At 67.9% G+C, this 23,547-nt stretch carries 11 protein-coding genes; 5 read left to right on the forward strand and 6 right to left on the reverse strand.

Going from position 1 to position 23,547, the window contains the following annotated elements:
• Positions 1 to 15: 15 nt before the first annotated feature.
• The 3 genes from ACNAW0_RS21870 to ACNAW0_RS21880 all read right to left on the reverse strand — a co-directional run bounded on the left by ACNAW0_RS21870 (position 16) and on the right by ACNAW0_RS21880 (position 6,259).
• Positions 16 to 4,734 carry a PQQ-binding-like beta-propeller repeat protein gene (locus ACNAW0_RS21870; RefSeq protein ID WP_416289815.1) on the reverse strand — a complete coding sequence of 1,573 codons (4,719 nt, stop codon included), beginning with the start codon at positions 4,732 to 4,734 and terminating at the stop codon, positions 16 to 18.
• A gap of 34 nt (positions 4,735 to 4,768) precedes the next feature.
• Entirely contained in the window at positions 4,769 to 5,899 is a 1,131-nt protein-coding gene (locus ACNAW0_RS21875) for a HupE/UreJ family protein (RefSeq protein ID WP_416289816.1), read from the reverse strand.
• Positions 5,900 to 6,079: 180 nt separating this feature from the next.
• On the reverse strand, positions 6,080 to 6,259 hold the full coding sequence (locus ACNAW0_RS21880) for a VanZ family protein (RefSeq protein ID WP_416289817.1): 180 nt from the start codon (positions 6,257 to 6,259) through the stop codon (positions 6,080 to 6,082).
• Positions 6,260 to 6,512: 253 nt separating this feature from the next.
• Here ACNAW0_RS21880 and ACNAW0_RS21885 point away from each other — a divergent pair, with 253 nt between their 5' ends.
• On the forward strand, positions 6,513 to 8,594 hold the full coding sequence (locus ACNAW0_RS21885) for an alkaline phosphatase family protein (protein ID WP_416289818.1): 2,082 nt from the start codon (positions 6,513 to 6,515) through the stop codon (positions 8,592 to 8,594).
• A gap of 6 nt (positions 8,595 to 8,600) precedes the next feature.
• A complete protein-coding gene (locus ACNAW0_RS21890; protein ID WP_416289820.1) occupies positions 8,601 to 11,444 on the forward strand; it encodes an InlB B-repeat-containing protein in 2,844 nt (947 codons plus the stop codon).
• 207 nt (positions 11,445 to 11,651) lie between these two features.
• Here ACNAW0_RS21890 and ACNAW0_RS21895 read toward each other — a convergent pair whose 3' ends face one another.
• Positions 11,652 to 15,101, reverse strand: coding sequence for an alpha-glucuronidase family glycosyl hydrolase (locus ACNAW0_RS21895; protein WP_416289821.1), 3,450 nt, complete (start codon positions 15,099 to 15,101; stop codon positions 11,652 to 11,654).
• A gap of 519 nt (positions 15,102 to 15,620) precedes the next feature.
• Between ACNAW0_RS21895 and ACNAW0_RS21900 the strand changes: the two genes are divergently transcribed.
• On the forward strand, positions 15,621 to 16,172 hold the full coding sequence (locus ACNAW0_RS21900; protein WP_416289822.1) for a YceI family protein: 552 nt from the start codon (positions 15,621 to 15,623) through the stop codon (positions 16,170 to 16,172).
• 151 nt (positions 16,173 to 16,323) lie between these two features.
• Here the strand turns inward: ACNAW0_RS21900 and ACNAW0_RS21905 are convergent, their stop codons facing one another.
• The gene (locus ACNAW0_RS21905; protein WP_416289823.1) at positions 16,324 to 18,969 is read right to left on the reverse strand and encodes an NPCBM/NEW2 domain-containing protein; all 2,646 of its coding nucleotides are present in this window, start codon (positions 18,967 to 18,969) and stop codon (positions 16,324 to 16,326) included.
• 736 nt (positions 18,970 to 19,705) lie between these two features.
• On the opposite strand from ACNAW0_RS21905, the gene ACNAW0_RS21910 reads away from it, so the two are divergent.
• Together ACNAW0_RS21910 and ACNAW0_RS21915 are read left to right on the forward strand one after the other, a co-directional pair.
• Positions 19,706 to 22,366, forward strand: coding sequence for a glycoside hydrolase family 97 catalytic domain-containing protein (locus tag ACNAW0_RS21910; RefSeq protein WP_416289824.1), 2,661 nt, complete (start codon positions 19,706 to 19,708; stop codon positions 22,364 to 22,366).
• Positions 22,367 to 22,499: 133 nt separating this feature from the next.
• Entirely contained in the window at positions 22,500 to 22,880 is a 381-nt protein-coding gene (locus ACNAW0_RS21915) for a UTRA domain-containing protein (protein WP_416289825.1), read from the forward strand.
• 40 nt (positions 22,881 to 22,920) lie between these two features.
• On the opposite strand, the gene ACNAW0_RS21920 is transcribed toward ACNAW0_RS21915, so the two are convergent.
• Positions 22,921 to 23,247 (reverse strand): VOC family protein, encoded by a 327-nt coding sequence (locus ACNAW0_RS21920; protein WP_416289826.1) that lies wholly within the window; start codon positions 23,245 to 23,247, stop codon positions 22,921 to 22,923.
• Positions 23,248 to 23,547 lie beyond the last annotated feature (300 nt).

Raw genomic sequence — 23,547 nt, forward strand, 5'->3', positions numbered from 1 at the left:
GTGGGGTGCTGTGCGTTACGGCGCGGGGACGCCGTCGAGGATGCCCACCGCGTCGGTGCCCGGGGTGACGACGAGCTTGCGGGTGAGGGTGTAGGAGCCACCCGCCGGCACGTCGACGTTGAACCGACTCATCACCCAGTTGCCCGCGGCGTAGACGTCGAAGGCGCTGGCCGGCGTGCCGTAGACGAGACCGAAGACCTGCGGGTCGGTCCCGGTCATGCCGATGTACGGCTTGGTCGGGGCGTACGCCGCCGTCGCACCCGGCGTCACGATGCCGGCACCCGGGATGACGCTGGCCTGGCCGGCCGCGTCGTGGTCCATCGCGTCACCGGTCCACACGCTGAGTGGAGCCGAGCCGGAGTTGCTCAGCTCCGTCGAGACCGTGGCGAAGTTGTCGCCCGGCTTCAGCGTGTACGTCGTCGCCGCCGTCAGACCCGTGAAGCCCTTAACCGGCCCGGACACCCGGACGACGGCCTTGTCGCCGGTCGCCTGGATGATCTGGATGTCGGTCGCCGCCACCGACCGGATGTCCCACGCGCTATCGCCGGTCGGCTGGGTCGCCGAGACGTAGGGCAGGTTGATCCAGTCGAACTGGTCGGCCATGCCGCGGACGGCGATGTCGACCGGCTTGCCGCGGGTGCCACCGGAGAGCTGAGAGTCGTTGTAGGCGTCGGCGATCGCCATCGAGAGCTTGTCGTTCTCGAGCATGACGTCGCCGTAGCCCGCCTCGACCAGACCCGAGCCGATCTGCTTGCCGTAGCTCGCCTCGACCCTGACCGGGCTCAGCGCGACGTCGGCGACGCCGCTGCCCGCCGCCGGCACGGTGACCGTGCCGGTGGCCGTCTGGTAGCCCAGTTTGGACACCTGGACGTCGTACTGACCGGTCGGGGCCTTGACGAGGTACCTGCCCTGGGCGTCGGTGCTCGCGGTCGCGACCACCGTGCCGGCCTGCTCGAGGGCGACCCGGGCACCGGAGACGGCGGCGCCGCCCGCGGTGATCGTGCCGGCCGCGCGAGCGGCGTCCGGGACGGCCGCGTCGTGCAGGTCGATCTCGTCGGCCCACTTCGCGATGTTGCGGGTGGGGTCGCCACCGTCGGTCGCGTAGTCGGTCAGGTGGTAGAAGGTGAACTGCTTGGTGGCACCGGGCGCCATCGTGGCGTCGTAGTAGAGACCCTCGATGTAGCCGTACGCACCGACCGCGGTCGGGGTGTCCAGTGCCCACGCGAGACCGTGGGCGGCCTGGCCGTTCGTGGTGGCCGCGTCAGCACCGACGTAGACGTAGTTCCCGGTCCAGCCCGAGGTCTTCAGACCCGGGTTGATGCCGCTGAACCCGGGGATCCGGCCGTTGTCGACCGAGCTGTCGGGGTCGATCATGTAGTTGAAGTAGCCCTGGTAGCCGGTCGTGCCCGTGTTGCTCAGCTTGACCGTCATCTTCACGATCGGAGCGTCGGGCAGGGTCTCGTAGCGGACCTGCGCCTTGATGGCCGGGTTCGCCCGGTACTGGCCGTTGCCGACCACGGCGGCGCCGTCGACCGCGAGGTCGGGCAGGTCGAGCTGGTCGTTCGGCCGGTCCCACGAGTCGGGCGGCGTGAGGCTCGGACGCAGCAGCATCTCGGCCCAGTCGAGGGTCTCGGCGCCGTTGGCGTCGTTGAGCATGAGGTCCGACAGCGCGCCCTGGCCCAGACCGCCGACGCCGTTGTTGCCGCCGACGCCGTTGTTGCCGGCGGTGTACGGCGTCACGGACGCCCGGATCTTGTCGTTGGCCAGGTAGTAGTACTCCATACCCGTGACGACGTCCGGGCGCGTGCTGCCGTTGCCGTAGTCCGGCGCGTACGTCGACTTGCCGGCGACCGGGTGGGTCACCTTGACCAGCTTCAGGTCGGCCGTCGCGTTGCCGGTGGTGCCGATCGTGACGCTGGACGCCGAACGGTCGTCGGCGATCAGGCCGCGCTTGGCCGCCGCGATGGTCCAGGTCGACGCCGGCAGGCCGATCCGGTAGTGGCCCTGGGCGTCGGTGCTGGTCACCGCGGTGTCCTGACCGGCGGCTCCGGCGGTGACCTTCGCGCCGGCGACCGGAGCACCCGTCTCCGGGTCGCTGACCGTGCCGGTCACGGTCGCCCAGCGCTGCGCGGACTCGCCGCCCGGCACGTAGGCGTAGAGGTTGCCGTCCCAGGCGCCCGTCACGACGGTGTTGCCGCTGACGGCCGGGCCGGCGCCCACCCAGGTGCCGATCTCGTGGCTCCACAGGATCTGGCCGGTGTCGGTGGCCAGGGCGTAGAACTTGCCGTTGTTGGCGCCGACGAAGAGCGTGTCGCCGGCCACTACCGGGCTGGACATGACGCCACCGTGGTAGATGTCGCCGGGCAGCACCCGCTCCCAGAAGACGTTGCCGGTCTGGGCGTCGAGGGCGACGACGGCGCCGCTCGGGAAGCCCATGTAGACGACGCCGTCCTTGACGGCCGCGGCGCTCGGCGTCGAGCCGCTCGAGACGAGCGAGGAGCGCGAGCTCCGGTAGGTCCACAACGTGGCACCGGTCTTGGCGTCACGGGCGGCGATGCCGTTGTTGGCACCGATGAAGACCTTGCCCTCGGCGGCGGTCGGTACGCCGTCCTGCCAGCTGCCGAGCGACTCGGTGCCGGTCCACTTACGGGCACCGGTGGCCAGGTCGTAGGCGAGCACCCGGTCGGCGGTCTGGTTGCCGATGTACACAGTGCCGTCCATGACGGCGGGGGTGCCGTCGCTCATCTGGTTGCCCGACATCGGGGAGGCCCAGATCTGGGCGCCGGTCTTGGTGTCGAGCGCCTTCAGGACGCCCTGGCTGCCGATGCCGTAGCGGGTCTGGTACGGCCAGAGCACCGTGTGGCCGGAGACGGCGGGCGAGTAGTAGCCGTAGGTGCGCTGGTTGTTGGGCGCGGGGGCCTGCTCCGGCACCGCTTTCCAGCGGAGCTCGCCGGTGACCGCGTCGACGGCGTACAGCTCCGAGCCTAGGGTCGGAGCGAAGATCAGGCCGTCGCCGTAGGCGATGCTGCCGTGGATCGACTGCGGCACCTCGAAGTTCCACAGCTCCTTGCCGTTCTTGAGCTGGACGGCGTGGACCCGGCTGTTGCCGTCGCCGTTCTCGTCGCGGGTGCCCGCGTAGACGACGCCGTCGTGGATCACCGGCGACCCGGTGAGGAAGGTGCCGTTGGTGCGGAAGCTCCAGGCCAGGCGGCGGCCGGCCTCCTGCGCCGGCGCGACACCGGAGTGGGCCTCGTTGCCGTGGTGCTGCTCCCAGTTGCCGCCGGCGACCGCCTGGAGGGCGGGCTCGCCGGTCAGCGTGAAGTCCGCCGACTTGGTCCAGGTCTTGCCGGCCGCGTCGACCACCTTCACGTCGATGCTGTGCTCACCGACCGTCTGCAGGCTGTCGGGCAGGTTGCTCTGCCAGGTGAACTCGCCGCTGTGGTGCAGCGGCATCCAGTTCTTGTCGCCGGCAATCCGGTAGCGCGCCGAGACGACCTCGTCGCCGGTGTCGTAGGCGTTGATCTGGATGCCCGGGAACTTCGCGGCCGGCACCTTCGAGCCCGGCGCGGGGCTGACGATGGTGAGGTGCTCGTTCTCGCCGTACATCCGGAACGGGTTGTCGAAGCCCGGACCCGCCATGTGGATGTAGCGGAAGCCGCGGGGCGCGTTGTCGATCGTGTACGAGCTCGACACGGTCTGGATGTGCTTCGCGGTCGACGCGAACGCCGAGTGGTTCTCGACGTGGTTGGAGTGCTCGTGACCGACCAGGATCAGCTGCGCCTTGTAGTGCTCGAGCACGTCACCGAAGGCGTCGTACGTCGACGGCGAGCCGAACGGGACGTTCATCGGCTGGTGGGTGAGGACGACGACCTCGATGTCGTTGGTCGGGTCGTCGTCGAGCGGAACGTTGGCGGCGAGGTCGTCCTTGAGCCAGTTCAGCTCCTCGTCGAACGGCGCCGAGCCGTTGTTCTCGAGCACCACGAAGTGCCGGTTGCCGTAGTTGAACGAGTACCACTCCGGACCAACTTTCTTGCGATAGTTGTCGATCTTGTCCGCGTACGCAGAGCCGCTCGCGTACTCGTGGTTGCCGACGGCCGGCCACACGCCGACGGCCGACTGCTGGGTGCCGCGACGATACGTGTCGAACTGCCCCTGGCTGGCGTCGTTGGTGAGGTCGCCGCTGACCGCGATGAAGCGCAGGTCGGTGCCCGTGGAGTTGATCTCGCGGATCTGGTCGGGCAGCTGTGCGTTGACGTGCGGGTCGGCGATGTTGGCCCAGGAGAAGGTGTCGCCGTCGGAGAGGTCGTCACGGACGAGCGCGAAGTCCGCGGTCGGCGTGGCGCCGTCGGCGAGCTGGCCGAGGTTGACCCAGAACCTGGGCTCCTTGTACTGGTCCAGGCCGAACCGGTAGCCCCGCGGCTGGCCGGCCCACACGATGTCCGTCTTGCGACGGTCGGTGGAGATCGTCAGCGAGTAGGAGCCGTCGGCGGCGGTCGTGGTGGCGACCTTGCCGTCGGAGACGCGCACGCCGGCCAGGCCGACCTCGTCGGGGTTGCGTTGGCCGTCGCCGTTGGCGTCGACGTACACGACGCCGCTGACGGTGGCCTCCGGCGGGTCGATGGCGGTCGCCGCGTACGACGTGAGCGGGCCCGCCACGACGCTGGCGGCGAGCCCCAGCGTGGTGGTGTACAGGACGACGCGCAGGCGCGCGCGTGTCCAGGTGAACGCGGACATCGGGATCCTTCGGGGTGGGGGCGGGAGATGGGTGTCAGGTCAGGAGCGGGGAGCGTTCGACGAACCAGACCAGACCGGCACCGGCGACGGCGACGGTCGCCGCGACGGTGCCGAGCGTGAGGGCGCGAGCGGCGACCGGCGTGGTCGCGGCCCTGCGCAGGAACAGCAGCGCCGGGAAGGTGATCGCGATGATCGCCAACTGGGTGAGTTCGATGCCGACGTTGAAGGAGACCAGGTCGGCCAGCGTCGAGGCCGACAGCGGTCCGTCGACGCTGAGCGCGCCCGCGAAGCCGAGCCCGTGCAGCAGCCCGAAGCCGAAGACCACGGGCAGCCGGTGGCTCGTCCTCGGCGAGAGCAGGTTGTCGACCGCGACGAACGCGATCGACAGCGCGATGAGCGGCTCGACGATCCACCCGGGCACGCTGACCCAGCCGATCGCGGCCAGCACCAGGGTCACCGAGTGTGCGACCGTGAAGGCCGTGGCGACCTCGACGACGTCGCGCAGCCGCTTCGCGCCCAGCAGCAGCGCCAGCAGGAACAGCACGTGGTCGAGCCCGAAGAGCAGGTGCTCCGCCCCGAGCCGGACGAACCGCGGGATCTCGCTGAGCAGGTCGGTGCGCCCCACGGTGATGCTGGTGCGGGCGGTGTCGAGCAACGTCGAACCGCGGCGGCCGTCGATGTCGTAGGCCACCATCGTGGTGGTGTCGTCGATGACGCCGTCGGAGGCGCGGAAGATGTCGCTGCGGACGGTGAGCGCGCCGGACGCCGGGCAGTCGTAGGCGAGCGCGACCCGCACCGCGCCGGAGTCGGCGAGTTCGACGCGGGCGTCGTCCTCAGCGATGCACCCGATCGAGCCGCGGCTCAGCCGCAGCCGCCCGCCGACGTACGCCGCCACGTCGCTCGCGTGCGCGTCCAGCGAACTGCGCCGCAGCTCGGTCGGCACCTCGGCGGCCGCGCCGTCCACGCCGACCGCGTCCGGGCTCAGGGTGCCGTCGAGACTCAGCAGCCGGGCGAGGACGTCGTACTCCACGTCGACGACAGCTGCGACGCCGTCGCCCTGGCTGCGCAGGTCGACCGCGACCGAGGTCGCGCGGACGTGCGCCCGCGCCGGAGCGGCGACGAGGAGCACGGCAACAAGGGCGGCGAGGAACGCCAGTGGACGCACAGGCAAGCACTTCCGTCGTGTGTGTGTTGGGGGGCGACGATCGTTCCCTGACCCTGCAGTGCTCGCTCCACACCAGGCAACTCAAGACGGCCCAATTCACCGAACCTTCCGCTGCCGGTCACCCCACCGGCCGAAAGCCGGGTTTTTGGGGGCGCCGAAAGCCGGCTTTTTGGGGCCCGGCTACGAGGCCCACACGCGAAGCCGGGTGAGCCCGGCGACGATCCCGACCCCCAGGGCGCGCCCGCACGAGCTGAGCATGACGTCGTCGACGTCGGCAGCGCGGCTCAACAGCAACTGGCTGAGCTCGGTGAGCAGCGACGCCGCGACCGTAGCCCCACGCCCGCCCGGCCAGGCACTCACCCTCGGTGGACGAACTCGCCAGCTCCTGGCCGGTCTGGGCACCGAGTCTGGGTCACTCCTCTCCACAGTCGGCGCCGCCGCCATCGGTGACGCTAACCGCCACTTGACCGCCTGCCGCTCGAGGTAGAACACGCGTCGGGGTGACATGGGGCGTGAAGGAGACGGTCCGGCAGTGTTCATGCGGTGTTTCGGTCCGATTGATTGCGTGAGGGTCGCCAGATTCCTATCCGTCGGTCCAGAGGAGACTTCATCGATGGCCACCGACCGAACCACCCCTTCACCTGAGCCTGCGTCAGGCGACAGCGCCGGGCAGGTCACCGGCGTCACCCGGCGCCGTGTCCTGCAGGGCGCGGGCCTCGCCGCCGGCGCCCTGGCTCTTGGCGGGCTCGCCGGGCCGGCCAGCCGTGCATTCGCCGGCAGCTCGGACGAGTATGTCCTGCCCACGGGCTTCCACGGCGACATGTCCGACCTCAAGCACGTCGTGATCCTGATGCAGGAGAATCGGTCCTTCGACCACTACTTCGGCCAGTTCCCCGGCGTCCGCGGCTTCGGCGACAAGCAGGCGCTCACCTTCCAGGACGGCACGAACGTCTTCCAGCAGAAGGACAGCACCGGGAAGATCGTCACGCCGAAGGTCGACGACGGTCCCTGGGGCAACGACCACGGGCCGTGGGGTGACGTCGACCACCGCAAGTGGGACCTGTGGGTGCGGCACAACGGCGCCAGCTGCATGAACTACCACTCCGGCGGCTACATGAGCTTCTACCACTCGATGGCCGCGCAGTACACGATCTGCGACCAGAACTTCTGCTCCGAGTTTGGGCCGACCGACCCCAACCGCAAGTACCTGTGGAGTGGTACCGCCAACAGCGAGACCGGCAACACTGACGAGTCCAACTACAGCCGCCCTTGGATCACCGTGCCCGAGCAGCTCCAGGAGGTCGGCATCGACTGGCGCCTTTACTCGGACAACAGCGGCAACGGGCGGCAGGGCTACATCAGCGCCTGGGTCGGCGACTACGGCGACAACGAGCTGAAGTACTTCAAGGGGTTCGACCCGAAGGGGCTCAGTCCCGACGACCCGAAGCTGCAGCCCGGCACCGGCCTGATCTGGCGCGGCAACTGCACGTACTACTCCGGCATGTCCTCGCCGAACAACGACTCCGAGCAGAACCTCGACGTCGTCCTGAAGGACTTCCATGACGCGTGCCAGCCGGGTGCGGCGTTCCCGCTGCCCGCAGTCTCCTGGATCGTTGCGCCGTACGGCTGGAGTGAGCACCCGTCCGCGGACGCCCTGCACGGCGAGCGCTACGTCAAGCGGGTGATCGACATCCTGCAGGGCAACCCCGAGATCTGGAACCACACGCTCTTCATCCTCAACTACGACGAGAACGACGGGAAGTTCGACCACGTGCTGCCGCCGTGGCCTGAGGCGGGTACGGCGGGCGAGTACGCGGGCTCCTACCCGCTCGGCTTCGGTCCGCGCGTGCCGATGCTGCTCGTCTCACCATGGACTCGCGGCGGCTACGTAGCCTCGGAGGTCTTCGACCACGTCTCGCCGATCAAGTTCCTGGAGAAGTGGGCCGCCTACCTCGGCAAGCCGTTCACCTGCCCCAACATCACCGAGTGGCGGCGTTCGATCGCCGGCGATCTGACCAGCGCGCTCGACTTCGCGCATCCGCAGGTCGACCCGGTGACCTTCCCGAATCCGGTCGACGAGCAGCCGGTGTCGGTCCCTGCCGACCACATGAAGCCGCGGCCGCTCTCGTTCCACCCGCACGCCACGCTGTCCGAGGACCGGGTCACGGGCAAGGTCACCGCCACCATGACTCTGGCCGGCGGTCCCGACGGCAAGGCCGTGAGCTTCCAGGCCTTCCCGGACAAGTACCGGGCGTTCTCCAGTACGCCGTTCACCGTCAGTGCGAACGCGCCGCGCGAGTACACCTGGGACAGCTCGACCACGGACGGCAAGTACGCGTTCTCGATCTACTGCAACGACGGATTCGTACGCTCGTTCGCTGGACAGCTCGTGCCCGCTGGGCAGCAGGACCTCGGCATCCCGCGTGTCGACGTCGACCTGAAGATGGCCGAGAACGGCCAGGAGGGCAAGGTCAAGGTCACGCTGTACAACGACGGCACCGAGCCGGTGCGCTACAAGCTGAGCGCGCACGACTACCTCGGCGGCACCCAGGTCGTTCACCTCGATGGCGGCAAGTCCAAGGTCGTCCCCTGGCCGACGACGGAGGGGTACTACGACCTCGTCATCACCGCTGACACCGGCACTGGCTGGACCCAGCGGTACGCCGGCCGCGTCGCGGCGATCGGAAAGGGCTGAGTCCTGGTGATCCGCACGCTTCGCACCCGCGTCGCCGCCGCGATGACGGCGGTGGTCGCGCTCCTCGTCGCACTTCTGGTCGCGGTGCCGGCCGCGCCGGCCGCGCCGACGTCTACCACCGAGGCCACTCCGGCCCTGAGCACCCCGACCACGACTGTGGCCGCCGGTGCCCCGATCACCTTCAGCTACTCCGCCCCGGCCGACCAGGTCTCCCGCACCAACTGGATCGGCTTCTACAAGCCCGGTCAGAAGCCGGGCCAGGTCGGGTCGACGTACTGGGTGTACACGGCGACCAACAGCCAGACCGTGCCTGGTACGGCGATCGCCAGCGGCACTCTCCAGTTCCCGGGCGTGGCTGCTGGAACCTACGAGGTCTACTTCCTCTACAACGACGGCTACACGATCATCGGCTCGAAGATCACCATGACCGTGGTGAACGCCCCGCTCGCCGCGTCACAGACGACCGCCGTGGTGGGTACGCCGGTATCCCTTTCCTACGAGGCGCCCGCCAATCAGCTGAGCACGAGCAACTGGATCGGTTGGTACCGCGGCAAGACGACCTGCGGCGTGGGATCGACGTACTGGCAGTACACCCAGACCGGTACGCACAACTACCCGCCGGCCGATTCGTCACCGGTCGCCGGCGGCACGCTGACCTTCACCGGCATGACCGTTGGGTCGTACGCCGTCTGCCTGCTCTACAACGACGGGCACACGATCATCGGATCGCCCCTCATCATCAACATCGTCTACCCGACCAACACGGTGAGTGTGAAGTCCTCCGGCCACGGCACCGCCTCGGCATCGTCCAGTGCGGTGACGCCGGGCGACAAGGTCACGCTGACCGCGACGCCTGACAGCGGCTACAAGTTCGCCGGTTGGCACGTGACCAGCCCGAGCGACCTGACGATCGCGGCCGACGGCACCTTCACCATGCCGAACGCGGCGGTGGCCGTGGAGGCCACGTTCGTCCCTGACTCGGCGACCGTGCACTTCGACGGCAACGGCGCCGACGGCGGGACCATGGCCGACCAGCCAGTCCAGTACGACGTTGCCGCACCGCTGCGCGTCAATGGCTACACCCTGAGCGGCTCCGACTTCGCCGGCTGGGCCACCACCCCCGTCGGGCCTGTCGTCTACGCCAATGGCGCTGACTTCACCGACCGGGTCCCGACCGATGGTGCGTCGATCACGCTGTACGCCCGCTGGCGCGCGCACGGGCAGTACCTCGTCTCGATCGATGACGCCGACCATGGGAGCGGTACGCCGTCGGTCCGCTCGGCCGCACCCGGTGACTCCGTCAAGCTCACGCCATCGGCCGCGACGGGCTACCACTTCGACGACTGGCAGGTGTCGACGCCCTCCGGTCTCACCATCGACGCTGCGGGCAGCTTCACCATGCCGACAGCCGATGTCGTGGTCGTGCCGCGTTTCGAGGCCAACACGTACAAGGTCATCTTTGACGGCAACGGCGCTGAGGCCGGTACGACGGACGCCAGTACGTTCACCTACGACACCGCGGCCGCGCTGGCACCCAACGGTTTCGTCCGGGACAACTACCGCTTCGCGGGCTGGAGCACGACTCCCACCGGAGTGGTCGTGTACAGCGACCTGGTATCGGTGAAGAACTTGATTGCCGAGAACGGTGGAGTCGCCACTCTGTACGCCCAGTGGGTCAAGCTCTCGGTTCAGGCCGGCAACTGGCCGAGCCTGCCCAAGGGCTTCGTCAGCGATACGTTCAAGGTTCCGGCGGTGCCCGCCTCTGGGGCCGTCAGCCAGCCGCTGCTGGGCTTGTGGAACGGCCCGGCGCCGACCTCGTTCACCAAGGTCTCGGGCGATGCGTGGCTCGACGTGACCGCCGACGGCACCGTCACCGGAACCGCGCCGGACCGCCGGCAGAAGAATGCCGGAGAAATCACGGTCTCGGCCACGAGCGGCAGTACGACCTCGATGATCCTGGTCGAGGTGCCGGTCGCGGCCCCCAACACGTCGCCGGACTTCAAGGCGGCAACGTGGAACGCCTGGAACGCGGGCAGCGAGGTCAATGATGCGATTGGCAAGAACCTCGCTGTCATCGCCGCTCGCGGTCTCGGAGTCATCGGCTTCCAGGACGGCGGCTATGCGATGGCGCAGTCCGTCGGCGCCGCCCTGGGATGGTCCGTGCATGGAATTGGTGATCTCGGCATCGTGTCGTCGTACCCGAGGGCTCCCGGTACGACGACAGTCTTCCCGACCGCGTCGGCTCCGGCTGCCGCGGAGACGGTCAGCGTCGGCGGCAAGCCGGTACGGATCTGGGACGTCCACCTTGACGAGTCGAACTACGGTCCGTACGGCACCTGCTTCGACGGCGCCGACGTCGCGTCCATAGTAGCCAAGGAGACGTCGACGACCCGGTACGCCCAGGCGCAGGCTGTCGCCAAGGCTATGGCCACCGACCTCCGGTCGGGTACGCCGCTCGTCCTGCTCGGCGACCTGGCCTCTCCGTCCGGGACCGACTGGGCCACCGCCACGGCAGCGTCCCACTGCAATGCGGGAGCGGTCGACTGGCCGGTTCCCGCTGTGTTCCGCGCGGCGGGCCTGCTGGACTCCTACCGGACCGCGAACCCGGACCCGAGCGCCAAGCCCGGCATCACCTGGTCGCCGGTCATCAACACCAACGCCAACGGGAAGCCGGAGCCGCAGGACCGGATCGACTACGTCGACTACACCACCTCCGGCGGCCTGGAACTGATTTCCTCCGACACCCTCTTCGTCGGCCGTCCGTCGGCGACCAACCCGTCAGCCAACTCCTGGCCCAGCGACCACGCCGCAGTAGTAACCACCTTCCGTCTCACCACCAAATCCCACTAACGACCAACCCTCGAAGTGGGGGGCGTAGCCCGCAGGTACGCCCCCCACTCCACGCGGGCGGTTGGCCCACAGCGGCGGAGCAGCGACACGCTTCGCGCGACTCGGGAGAAGTAGCGCAGGGCCGCCCGGGCGACGGATGGTTCGCCCACGCGGCCCTGGCGCCGCACCAGCTCCCGTGGCGGGCGGGTGCGCGACAGCCGGCGGCAGCTATGAGACCGGATCACCCTTGCTGCCTATGCGGAAGTAGTCAAAGGCGACGTCAAGATCGGTGGAGGTGCCGCCCCGGTTGAGGGCCACCAGCCCCGCCTTCGCCGGTTCCACGTTCAGCGTCGCGGATCCCATGTACCTATATACGTTCCCGTCGTTTGAGTAGTAGGCCTTGTAGGTGTTTCCCGTCTTCGCGAGCCTGAACCAGATCGCGCCGTCCGCGCCCACGATGCGCTGCGCGTCGGATCCGGTGACCTGCACGGTGGTCGCCGTGCCGTTCTGCTCGCGGAGGAGCACGACGCGGAGCTTGTTGATGGGCGCGGTAGCGCTCGCCATCTCCCAGGCCAGCTTCACATAGTTGTCGTCGTTGGCGTAGGCGATGACGCCGCCCTGTTCGTTGTTGTTGGCGAGCGGCCTTGAGAAGACGACCTTCGACTCCGCCGTCCAGTCTCCGTTCACGTCCTGCAGCGCCAGGTTCTTCGCCGTGTTCACGTTGCCCTGAAGGTCGCCGTTCTGTGATGTGATGACCAGCGAGCCGTCGGCGAGACGCCATTTGCTGTCATCCGGCCGCAGCCATTGCCACTGGGAGCCCAGTTCCGCCGATCCGAATTCATCGCTGCCGGTGATGGCGGTGCCCAGGTCGACCGTGTAGACAGACGAGGATCCGCCGTTGGTGACGGTGACCTTCGCCTGCCCGGTGGCGCTGGCCGCCTGGTCGATGGCGACGATGGCGGCGGGATCGTTCGCGACGGCCTCCACCTTCGCGACCGAGTCCGCCGGAACCAGGGTGTTGTAACTGAGGACGTCCGGCTTGAAGGAAGCCAGGTCCTTGCCGTTGACCTTCAGGCTCTTCAGCGTCGTGTCGTTCACCATGTTGAACACGTAGGTCTTCACGATGGGCCCGAAGAAGTCCTCCTTCGTGACCTTGACGACGGCCCGTCCGGGAACGCTCCTCGCCTGGGAGACGATTTCGTACTTCGCGGCGGGATCGGCCGCTATGACCTGGGTGATCGCTGGCGACGCCCCGGCGGCCACCGGGATCGTGTAGGACCCGGCGGACAGGTTGAACCCGCCGATCTCCTTCCCGTTCACCACGATCTTGGCCGAAAGCGGGCCGCCATCCACGGGGATGTCCCGGCCACTAAATTCCTTCCAGTAGTTGACGTTGGTGTCTCTCCAGTTGGCCGCGTCGGTTTCGTGGATCGCCAACTTGGCCTTCACCTCGGAGAAACGGCGGGTGCCGATATAGGGTTTCAGTGAATCCCAGGCCTCCCGCATCCAGGTCACGTACTGGACGCCCATCTGATAGCGGTAAACGAGTTCGTCCCAGAAGGTCCTGCCGCTGCTCATCTTGTGATCCCAGGGCACATGGTGGAACCACATCAGCAGGTTTTCCGGGGTCGTGTCGATGTTCCCGTACCGTTGCTCCAGCGTGGGGAAATATTGGGCGATGAAATCGCTACCGGTGGCCGAACGGTCGAAGCCGAGGCCGGCACTGTCCGCCTTGTTGTAGTACACCGGGCTCCAGTCGTCCTGCGTGACCCACTGGGAGGGGTCAGGGCCGTAGTGGTTGCTGGAGGTGAACTGATGCGCCATGCCCAGCGGGGTCTGATAGCTCACCAGCGCTTCCCGGGAATCCATCATCATCTTGACGATGGTGTCGACCACCTTGTCGTCGTTGCCCCAGGTCATACGCGCCCAGTCGGTCGCGATGTCCGCGGACTTCAGCGTCCAATCCCAAGCCAGGCGGCCGAAGGCGAACAGGTTCGCTTGGGCGAAGTGGTGGCCGGTCAGGTTGTCGGCGTTGCCCAGGTTGGCCACACCCACGATCGCCGTATCCGAGTGACCTTGGGCTGTTCCGTCCAGGATGTCGCCCACCAGCCGCTTCTTGAGCAGCTTGCCTTCCTTGTTCGTGGCGTAGGTGTCGGTCTTCAGCACCTCTTCCCACATGGGTGCCAGGTAGGCGAGCATCTTGTCCTGGCCGGTGTATTCCTGGGTGATCTGTAGCTCCATGGCCTGGTTGGTGTTTTCCATGCGGCCGAACATCGGATGGAAGGGCTCCCTGGCCTGGAAGTCCAGCGGGCCGTTCTTGGTCTGCAGGAAGACGTTGTTCAGGAAGCGTCCCGTCGTCCCGTCCGCCTGGGGCTCGTCGTCGATGTGTCCGAACTCCAGATAGGCCCGCTTCAGCCTGTCGTTGTCCACGTTGGCGTTGTAGACGAAGGTGCGCCAGTACACCTTCATGCCCAGCGGCGCCACCGCCGCGGCGATCCCGTTGGCGCCGTCCCCGTGGTCGTAACCGAAATCCTGCGGTCCCGGCTGGCCCTCAGAGTTGGCCTTCACGGTGAAGCCCATGAAATCCGGGATCGACGCCTGCAGTTGCGTCGCCTTCCGGTTCCACCATCCACGGAACTCGGCGCTGTAGGGATCCAGTTGCTGGTTGGTCAGCGTGTCCGGCGCGAACCGGTTGTCGGTGGGCGCCGTGTAGTTGATGGCCAGGGAGATCTTGATCCCGTAGGGCCGAAGGGCGTCGGCCAGCGCAGCCTCCTGGGCAATGTAGCCCGGCGTCAGGTACACGTTATTGGCGTTGACCAGGTTGATCTCGAAGCCGTTGATCCCGAGGGACGCCATGGCCCGCGCCACCACAATGTAACGGTTGAGGATGACGGGCAGGTTACGCCCGGCGCTGGCGCCGGTGGCGGCGAAGTTGAAGATCGTCCCGTTCTCTCCGTTCAGCCCGCCCGTTCCCGACGGGCTGTTACCCGCGTAGAGCCGCGTGCCTTCCCAGTTGTCCAGATGACGGTTCTTGACCTTCGGCGACTGTGAGATGTTCAAATTCGTGATGGGCTTCTGTGTCTGCATGAGTCGCAGGAAGGCGAAGGCCCCGTACAGGGCGCCGACTTCCGTCTTGCCGGCGATGACGGTGACGTTTCTCTGTCCCTTCACCACGGATCGAATGACGTATCCCTCGTCGCCGACCGAGGCCAGGTCGCCGGTGGGAAGGTGCTGCGCCACCGCCGGTGAACTGTCGGGGGTTCCCACGACCACCGCGCCGTCGGGGATGTCGTCCGCAATGGTTTGCACCGGTACGGCCTGGCCCAGCAGCCCGCCGAGGCCCCTGACCAGTTCGTCCCGCGCCGCTTCGAGGCTGGTCTCCACCAGTTTCTCGGTGGACCCGGGTTCCATGCTCAGGTCCGCCGTGTGGCGGTACAACTTGTTCCTGGCGACGTTCTCCACGATGACGGTCGAGGCAAGACGCCGGTATTGGCGCAGCAGACCCGGATTGCTGATTGGCACATAGTGCAGCCACATGTCGGAGCCGCTGTAGCTGTCCTCGGATGAAACCGCGGCCGCGGGCGACGCCGATACCGTGAGGGTGGTGGCGACCATCATGAGGGCCACGAACAGCGCAAGGATCTTTCCTTGGGGTTTGGACACCGCCTGTACGTTCATCGCGAATTACTCCTCGATACAGGGAACGTGATGGGTGCCTGGCGGTGACCCGCTGGCATCACGTCCTCGCCGGCCGGCGTGAAATCCTTTGCAACCGAGAATGACCACACCAGAACCGGACCACGTCAGTCAACGGTCGCCGATGTTGGAACTTGTTTCATCGATGACGGCCGGTCCGGAGTGGCCGGCCCCCTAACGGCGCGCCGCTCGTTCGGCCGGGCGGCGCCTGAAACATGTTTCAAAGCCGTCATGCAATCAGGCGGTCGCCCAGCGCCAGTGCGTAAAGAACCGGGGATACCCGTGGGGCCGGGAGTCGGTGTGACACGGGAAGGGCCCCTGGGCCGGGCTGTCCGAGCCCTGGCCACGCTGACCGTATCGCGGCGGACTCGGCGGCCACGGACAGCGGGCGGGCAGTGGGCCGCCAGTCCGGGTCGATGCCGCAGCCCCTCGGGCAACGCCGATCGGCATGGAACGGCTGATCGCGGCCCAGGTGGTGATGAATCCGCCTACGCTTGGCGGGTGGAGATCAGAATGGGCGGCCGGTTGCGGTTCGGCCCGGACAGCGGGCGCATGCTGCTGCGTACCGGCCGCAAGGGCGCCGGGTCGGCCGTCGGCCACGACCTGACCATCGAGGTGACCGACTGGTCGGTGCAGGTGAACGTTCCCGAAACCGGGCCGGCGGATGCCACCGCGACGGCTCGCGTCGAGCTGGGATCGCTGGCCGTGCGGACCGGCACTGGCGGTGCGCGACCACTGACCGACAAGGACCGCGGCGAGATCGAGAACAACGCCCGGCGGACGCTGGACGTCGACCGCCACCCGACTGCCACCTTCGAGTCCACCCGCGTCGTCACCGGCGGCGATGCCGCCACCATCAGCGGAACGCTCACTCTGCACGGGGTCGCCGCCCCCGTCGACGTCGAAGTACGCGAGGTGACACCCGACCGGTACCGCGCCACCACCGTGGTCACCCAGTCGGCGTACGGAATCAAGCCGTACTCGGCTTTTCTCGGCGCGCTCAAGGTCCGCGACGACGTCGAGGTGGAGATCGAGATCGACCTCGGACGCTGAACGGCGCGGGGGCCGTGATGCCAGGCGGGGCTGAAGAGGCGCACCTGATCCGGCCGGATCGCGACCTCAGACGCCAGCAGGCGAAGCCATTGGACGCGCGGCGATGCCGCGGGCGGGAAGGACCGGAGTGACTCCCCGCCCGCGGCAATCTTCAGCTTCCCGGAAGGCGGATGACCTTGGCGTCCGCCCAGTCGGCGTGATCGCTGTTGTTGGTGTTGCCGGCGTCGGTGACGCGCAGCACGAGTCGCTTGATACCGAGGATGTCGAGTTCGACGCGCTGCGGCGGTGAGTACGGCTGCGCGCGCATGAGCCCGCTGTCGTAGATGACCTTGCCGTCGGCGAGCACCTGGAAGATAATCGATGCGTTCGGCGAGTTGCGTTGCACGTCGTCGATGCCGACGGTCGCGATGAACCTGGTGTCCGCCGGTTCGAGGTCGTAGACGATCTCGGAGTTGGCGTGGGTGCCGATGCCCTTGGCGTACTCGGTGCCGTTGATGCGGATCGGGTTGCCTGATACGGCGTGGTCCTTCTGCACCGTTTTCCATCCGGCGGTCGCCGAGACCCAGTTGCGGTCGCTGAGGTATTCGGCGGGGCCGTCGGCGGGTGCCGCCTGCTCCTCGGCGACCGTTCCCGGCCCCTCGCCCACCTCGTTCGTCGATGTCACCTTGTACCGGTAGGGCCCGCCGACTGCGCCGCGGTCCAGGAAGGAGGTGCCCGTCTGATCGGTGGCGATGGCCGTGAAGTCGTCGCTTCCCGCTGGCGCGCGGTAGATCGTCGACGTCAGTGCGCCGTCGGATGCTGTCCAGGTGACGCCGACGTGGTCCCCGACGCGGTAGGCGCCGACCGGGGACGGCGCATCCGGCACCACTGTGGGCATGGTGCGGAAGTGCCACTCCCCGGTGGGCACCACGAGCTTCTGCCCGGTGCGGGGGTTCACGGCGGTGACCTCCCAGTGGAAGGTCTGCCCGGCATCGAGTGAACCGATCGTCGCGGTCGGCTCCTTGACTGTGGTCTCGGCGACGACGTCGGTCATCGCCGCGTCCCGGGCGACGCGCAGGCGGTACTCCCGGGCGTTCACCGCGGGCTCCCAGGTGAAGGTCGCGCCGTTGGCGGGCACGCGCGTCGCGCCGTTGGCCGGCGAGAGCAGTGCGAAGTCCTGCGGGTGGGTGAGGATGAGGTCGCCGTGTCGGTTCGGGTTCACGTCGCCGCTGGTGGTGACGGTGACGGACCGGCCGACGGGAACGGTCAGCGTGACCTGGGAGAGCGCTCGGCCGTTCACGTGTACGTATTCGGGCTCTACGGGCGTGCCGTCGACCTTGAGCTTCGACCAGCCGCCCGGGAACTGCACGGTGACCGTCAGCGGTTGCGGTCCGTCGTTGTGTTTGACGACCGTCTTTGTCGTGCCGTCGTGGCGGACGCCGATGTCGTGCGCGCCGACCTTGATGTGGTCGAGGTCGAGCCATCCGATCTCGGCGGGCAGGTGCGAGCGCACCGACACGGCGTGCTCGGGTGCGTTCGGCCGAACCCCGGCGAGTCCCTCGACGGTCTGCGATACGAGCGTGAAGCTCGTTTCGGGGTAGTCGCCGTTCGTGCCCTGAGTGCGGACCTCGTGCGGGAGTTGGAGTTTGGAGATGATGTCCTTCATCCAGGTCCACGCGTGCGCGTCGAAGCCGTAGTTGAACAGCGCGTCGGGGACGTAGGTCGTTGCCTCGATGTTCGGGGGCCGGTCCTTGACGTACATGCGGTCGAGGTATTCGAGGTAGTCCCACGTGCGCTTGTCGTGGGCGTCGATGAACTCCTTGGCGGCGTAGAAGACCGAGTTCTCGCGTCCGAAGCCGGCGTACGGTTCGTTCGCTGGGCCTCGGCCGCGCACGTACTCCCAGGCGTCCCGGGTGACGCCCCATTCGTCCTCGAAGTACTGCTTGAGTTCCGCGGCCTTGCGCTCGAAGGTGGCCGCCGTAGCGGCGTCGCCCTTTTCCTTGGCGAGGTACGCGTAGGCGAGGTACGCGCGGTACTGGGAGGCCACTCCGTCGCCGGCTTCGATCACGGCGTGGTCGCTGCGTTCGTTGTAGCTCGCGGCGCCTTGGAAGATGCCACGGCCGGTGCCCTCGGCGATGCCGTTGGGCAGCTGCGTGTCGTGGAGCGCGACGAAGTCGGTGACTGCCTTGGTGTAGTACTGCCAGAGCACGGGATCGTTGAGGTAGTCGGCGTCGCCGGTCCAGCGGTACTGCTCTTCGGCTTCCTGCACGAGCTCGAACACCGCGGGGACTTCGCGCACGAAGTTCGTGTCGCTGCGGTAGTCCACGTTGTAGGGGCTGCCGTCGAAGTTCAACGCCCACAGCGGGTACCACTTGCGCGCCTCGTTCGCGCTCGCCGCGAAGGCGGTGAGCATCGACTTGTTCTCCTTTTCCAAGCCGAGCAGGTGCCCGCCCGCGGCCTGGTGGACGAAGTCGCGCGAGTAGAAGGCGGTGCGGTGGGCGTAGCCCGCCCAGTACGACGGGATGTAGTCGGCCTCGCCGGTGCCGGGGTTACTGCCGTTCCTGTTCACCGGGCCGTGCTTGCCGGTCTGCACATGCTGCCGTGCGCGCGACATGGCCCAGTTGACGGCTTCGGCGAGCTGTGGCGAGGAGCTCGCGGCGGTGAGTGTCTTCTCGTCGGGTGCGCCCGTGGTTGCGGGGTCCGCAGCGCTGGCCGGGACGACGCCTGCCGGTGCGAGCAGCAGTGACGCGGACACGGCCAGCGCCGCGCAGATGGTGCGTCGCCTGGACGGCGACCTGCCTGATGGTGGTGTGCGCATGGCTCTGCTCCTGGGGAACTCGCGGGTGCGGATATGGCCGGTCGCAGGTGGTGATGTTCGCGTGCCAGCGGCATGTCAGGGCGGCGAAGCCGCCGTTGGCGATCACGTCGACGGGGGTGGTTCGGCGAGAATAACGACCGCAACAGGATCGATCAAGTATGGACATGAACGAACACTGGATGTTGCGGGGCAGGGCCCGTTAACCCATCCCATTGACCCCCAGCTTCCGCAGGCCATCACGGACGCTTGCGGCGCGCTCGCATGCAGCCAACCGACCCCTCCACCACAAAGGCTCCTGGACGCACATTTGACGGCATCATCGAACGACTCAGGGCCAGCCGTTCCTATTGCGATCATTTATGATCCTTTGCCCTGCGGAATCGCAGCGAGACACATCGCTTCAGCGTTACGAACCAAACACGCAGCGGTTGATCCGGGGCGAGTCCGTCCCTTAAGCTCCGCATCACGAAGGCCGTGAGGGCGCTCGCACAATCGGCACCCCTGTTCACTGGTGTTGGATTTTTGTGAACGGACAGGATGGAGGTTGGCTCCCCACGCCGGTCATACCCGGCCGGCTCTTGCCGTCGTAGGCAACGCGACCGCGGTCAGCTTGAGAGGGTCCCGCAACTGGCGGCGCGGACACGGGCCTCGCGTCAATCACCTGCCGCGTCTTCGCCCTGGCACGTGCCTGCTGCTTCGGCATCCGCTGATCGAACCCGTGTAGAAGGGATGATCTATGCGTGTGCACAGCTCGTGGCACCGGCTCCTCGTTCGCTGCGTCGTACCCATACTCGCCGCCGCTACGGCGGCAGTGGCGGCTAGCCCCGCCACGGCTTCGGATTCCGCCACCTGGGCGATCGGTCCTTCGTCGCCGGTAACGCCGATATCGGCGACGGTCGCGCTCGACGCCGACGGCACGTTGTCGCTCGCCGTCGCCTACCGGGGCAGGAACGTGCTCGCGCCCTCCGCGGTCGGCATCGAGACCACGGCCGCCGACCTGACCAGAGGCCTCAGCTTCCTCCGCCGCACCGATCGGATCGTGGCGGAGAACTACACCATGACCACCGGAAAGCAGCGTGTCAGGCACGCCCTGCTGGCGGAGTCGACGCTCTCGTTCGCCGGCGCCGCCGGCACGCGGATGGACCTCGTGGTCCGCGTCTCGGACGACGGCGTGGCCTTCCGGTACGTCCTTCCCGACGCGGACGGCGTCACCGTCAAGCGGGAGACATCGTCGTACGCCCTGCCGGGCGGCGCACCGGCGTGGCTGCTGCCGTACACCCCCAACTACGAGGGGACCCGGATCGAGACGACCGCCGCAGCGGCAGCGACGGGCGACTTCGGCTTCCCGGCACTGTTCGACGTCGAGGACACCTACGTCCTGCTCACCGAGTCGGACGTCGACGGGCGATACTCGGGTGGCCGCCTCACCCACCAGGCGGGATCGGGGAACTACACGATCAAGCTCGCCGACGGGGAGGTCACCTCACCTGGCCCGCTGGTCACGCCCTGGCGTACCGCGATCGTCGGCGACCTGGCCACGGTGACCGCCTCGACGCTCGTCGACGACCTGGCGCCGGAGTCGAAGGTGGCCGACACCTCGTGGACCCGTCCCGGCACGGTCGCGTGGTCGTGGCTGTCGGAGCACGACAGCCCTCGGGACCCCGTACGCCAGAAGCAGTACGTCGACTTCGCCGCCCGCAACGGATGGTCCTACGTCCTGATCGACGAGGGCTGGAACCGCAGCTGGGTGCCGGACGTGGTGCGCTACGCGCGCGCTCGGGGTGTCGACGTGCTGCTGTGGTTCCACTGGACGGCCCTGGACACCGCGCAGGAACGAGACGAGATGCTCCCGCTCATCAAGTCCTGGGGTGTCGCTGGCGTGAAGGTCGACTTCATGGACTCGGATTCCCAGGCGCGCTTTGCGTGGTACGACGACATTCTCCGCAAGACCGCCGACCTGCAACTCATGATCAACTTCCACGGCGCGACCATCCCCCGCGGCATCCAACGGACGTGGCCGCACGTCATGACCGTCGAGGGGATCCGCGGCGCGGAGCAGTTCCGTACCCGGGCCGCGACCAACACAATGTTCCCGTTCACGCGCAACGTCGTCGGTGGCATGGACTACACCCCGGTCGCCTTCGTCGTCTCCGACCGCGACACCACTGCCGCGCACGAGGTGGCGACGTTCCTCGTGTACGAGTCGGGTTGGCAGCACGCCGCGGACAAGCCCGAGAACTACGAATCGCGCCCCGAGGCGCTCCGAACGCTGAACCAACTCCCGACGACCTGGGACGAGACGCGCCTGCTCGGCGGACGCCCAGGGCAGGAGGTCTTCCTCGCCCGACGGGCGGGTGAGCGCTGGTACCTCGGCGCGATCTCGGCCGTGCCGGCAAAGACGTTCGAGACGCCGCTGACGTTTCTGGGCAAGGGCCAATGGCTCGTGGAGACCCTCCGCGACGGCCCGCACGGCCTGGTCCGGGAGGCGCGGATTGTCAACTCGGACAACACGCTCGCGGTGCCGGTAGCCACCAACGGAGGCTTCGTCTCCGTGGTCTGCAAGTACGCCAAGGGAATGTCGACCTGTGACCAGCCGGTGCGCCGCGTGCCGCAGACGAATCTTGCGGTGACGCCCACCCAGGCGGAGGCACGGCCAGGCAGCACCATCGACGTGCGCGGCACGTTCGCCCTGCCCGCCGGCGGGCCGATAACCGACGTCACGCTGCGGGTGACGCCGCCTGCGGGCTGGAGCGTGAACGGCGCGTCAGTATCGACGAAGCGTTTGCGGGCTAGCGAGTCGATCAGTGGCGCGTGGACGGTCACCGCCGCGGGGGATGCCGCCTCCGGCTACGTCGATGTCCCGGTCGTCGCCACCTACCGCTTCTCCGACGACCCGCAGAAGCGCCCGGTGCATGTCGAGGAGGCGGTCCGGGTGTTCGTTCCGCCGCCTAGCCCGAGCGGAACAGCGTACATTAGCGACCTGCCGTTCCTGAGCGAGAGCAACGGGTGGGGGCCGGTCGAGCGCGACAGATCCAACGGGGAGACGGGCACCGGCGACGGGCAGACCCTGTCCATCGACGGCAGGACGTACGCCAAGGGCATCGGGACCCACGCGCCGAGCGAACTCACCGTGTGGCTGGGTGGAGCCTGCAGCCAACTGCAGGCCGAGGTCGGCATCGACGACGAGGTTACCCAGTCCGGCTCGGTCGCGTTCCAGGTCCTCGGCGACGGCCGGCAACTCGCCGACACCGGAGTCGTCCGGCGTGCCGACGGCGCGCGCCCACTCGACGTCAACGTCGCGGGAGTGCGCATGCTGACCTTGAAGGTCACCGACGGTGGAGACGGCAGAAACTTCGATCACGCCGACTGGGGCGAGGCCCGGGTGACCTGCGGATAGGCCGTCTCAGCGGAGTCACTGGCACCGGGAGGGGCCGGGAGGGTGCGGTCAACACGCCGCCCCTCCCGGATCCGCGCTGGCGACGCTGCGATCGGAGGGTCTCGTCGAGACAAGCCAGGGGCGGGTCGCCCGGGTGGCGTCCCGTGCCCTTCGCCAAACGGTCGTCGAGTTCATGTACTTCTCGCGGTTCGCCCGCGGCACCGGTCGCGCCGCGGGGGCAAAATCGATCGAGCTGATACGCCGACCGGCGGAAGTCGTCGCCGCGACCGCGCTCGACATCGACCCCGAAACCATCGCCGTGCACGTCCTACGGCTACGCACCCTCGACGGTCAGCCGACGATGCTCGAGCGCTCGGTATGCCGCGAAGACTTCGAGCGCACCCGCTGGTCGAGGCCGTTTCAACGGGGCAATCCCCACTACCGCAGTTCGATGCCGAAGGTGCCGCCCGAGTCGTCGAACACCTGCCGGACCGCGGCCACCAGACGGGCACGTCAGACCTGCCGGTACCGGTAGTCGCCTGGGTCGGCCCTCGACGAGGCGGCAAGCCGGCGCGTCAGATTGCGACCGGGTGGCGCGGTTCGTAGAGACCAAGTTCGCCGCCGCCGGGCAGCCGCAGCGCGGTGCGCAGCCCCCATCGCTCCTCGGTGACCGGGATCGTGAATTTGACGCCCTTCGCGGCCAGGTCGGCCATGGTCGCCGCGACGTCGTCGCACAGGAGGAAGATCTCGTGGGCCGGCTCGCCCTCGGTCGGGTGCATGGCGAGTTCGGCCGGCGGGAGCTTGAAGATGAGCCAGCCATGGCCGGCGTCGACGTGGTGGTAGTCGAGCGCGTCCTGGAAGAAGGCGCGGTCGGCCTCCGGGTCGCGACTGTAGATGATCATATGAGCGCCATTGATCATCCACCGACAATAATGCTGAGGTCCGACATGGCAACGCCAATCTCGCCAGAAAATGCCGCGGCCGCCCCGTCCAAGTCAAGGCGAAGGTTTGTACGAGGACGGCCGCCGATAGCTACCGGAGTTGATGCCAACTGGTGATGTCAGCGGCCATGGGGCGGCAGCAGAAGGCATGATCGGCAGCGTGAGCAGTTCCCTCGCGGTTGTCCGTCGTGACCATCGGCACCCGCGACATCAGCGCCCTCCGCCGCTTCTACCGCGCTCTCGATTGGCCGGAACTGCCGG

This window comes from Micromonospora sp. SL1-18 (assembly GCF_047921505.1).
Classification (GTDB): domain Bacteria; phylum Actinomycetota; class Actinomycetes; order Mycobacteriales; family Micromonosporaceae; genus Micromonospora.

What these genes read in the sequence shown, in the direction of transcription:
- ACNAW0_RS21905 (WP_416289823.1), bottom strand. Translation starts at nt 18,969, where the DNA reads ATGCGCACACCACCATCAGGCAGGTCGCCGTCCAGGCGACGCACCATC.
- ACNAW0_RS21895 (WP_416289821.1), bottom strand. Translation starts at nt 15,101, where the DNA reads ATGAACGTACAGGCGGTGTCCAAACCCCAAGGAAAGATCCTTGCGCTG.
- ACNAW0_RS21910 (WP_416289824.1), top strand. Translation starts at nt 19,706, where the DNA reads ATGCGTGTGCACAGCTCGTGGCACCGGCTCCTCGTTCGCTGCGTCGTA.
- ACNAW0_RS21920 (WP_416289826.1), bottom strand. Translation starts at nt 23,247, where the DNA reads ATGATCATCTACAGTCGCGACCCGGAGGCCGACCGCGCCTTCTTCCAG.
- ACNAW0_RS21870 (WP_416289815.1), bottom strand. Translation starts at nt 4,734, where the DNA reads ATGTCCGCGTTCACCTGGACACGCGCGCGCCTGCGCGTCGTCCTGTAC.
- ACNAW0_RS21885 (WP_416289818.1), top strand. Translation starts at nt 6,513, where the DNA reads ATGGCCACCGACCGAACCACCCCTTCACCTGAGCCTGCGTCAGGCGAC.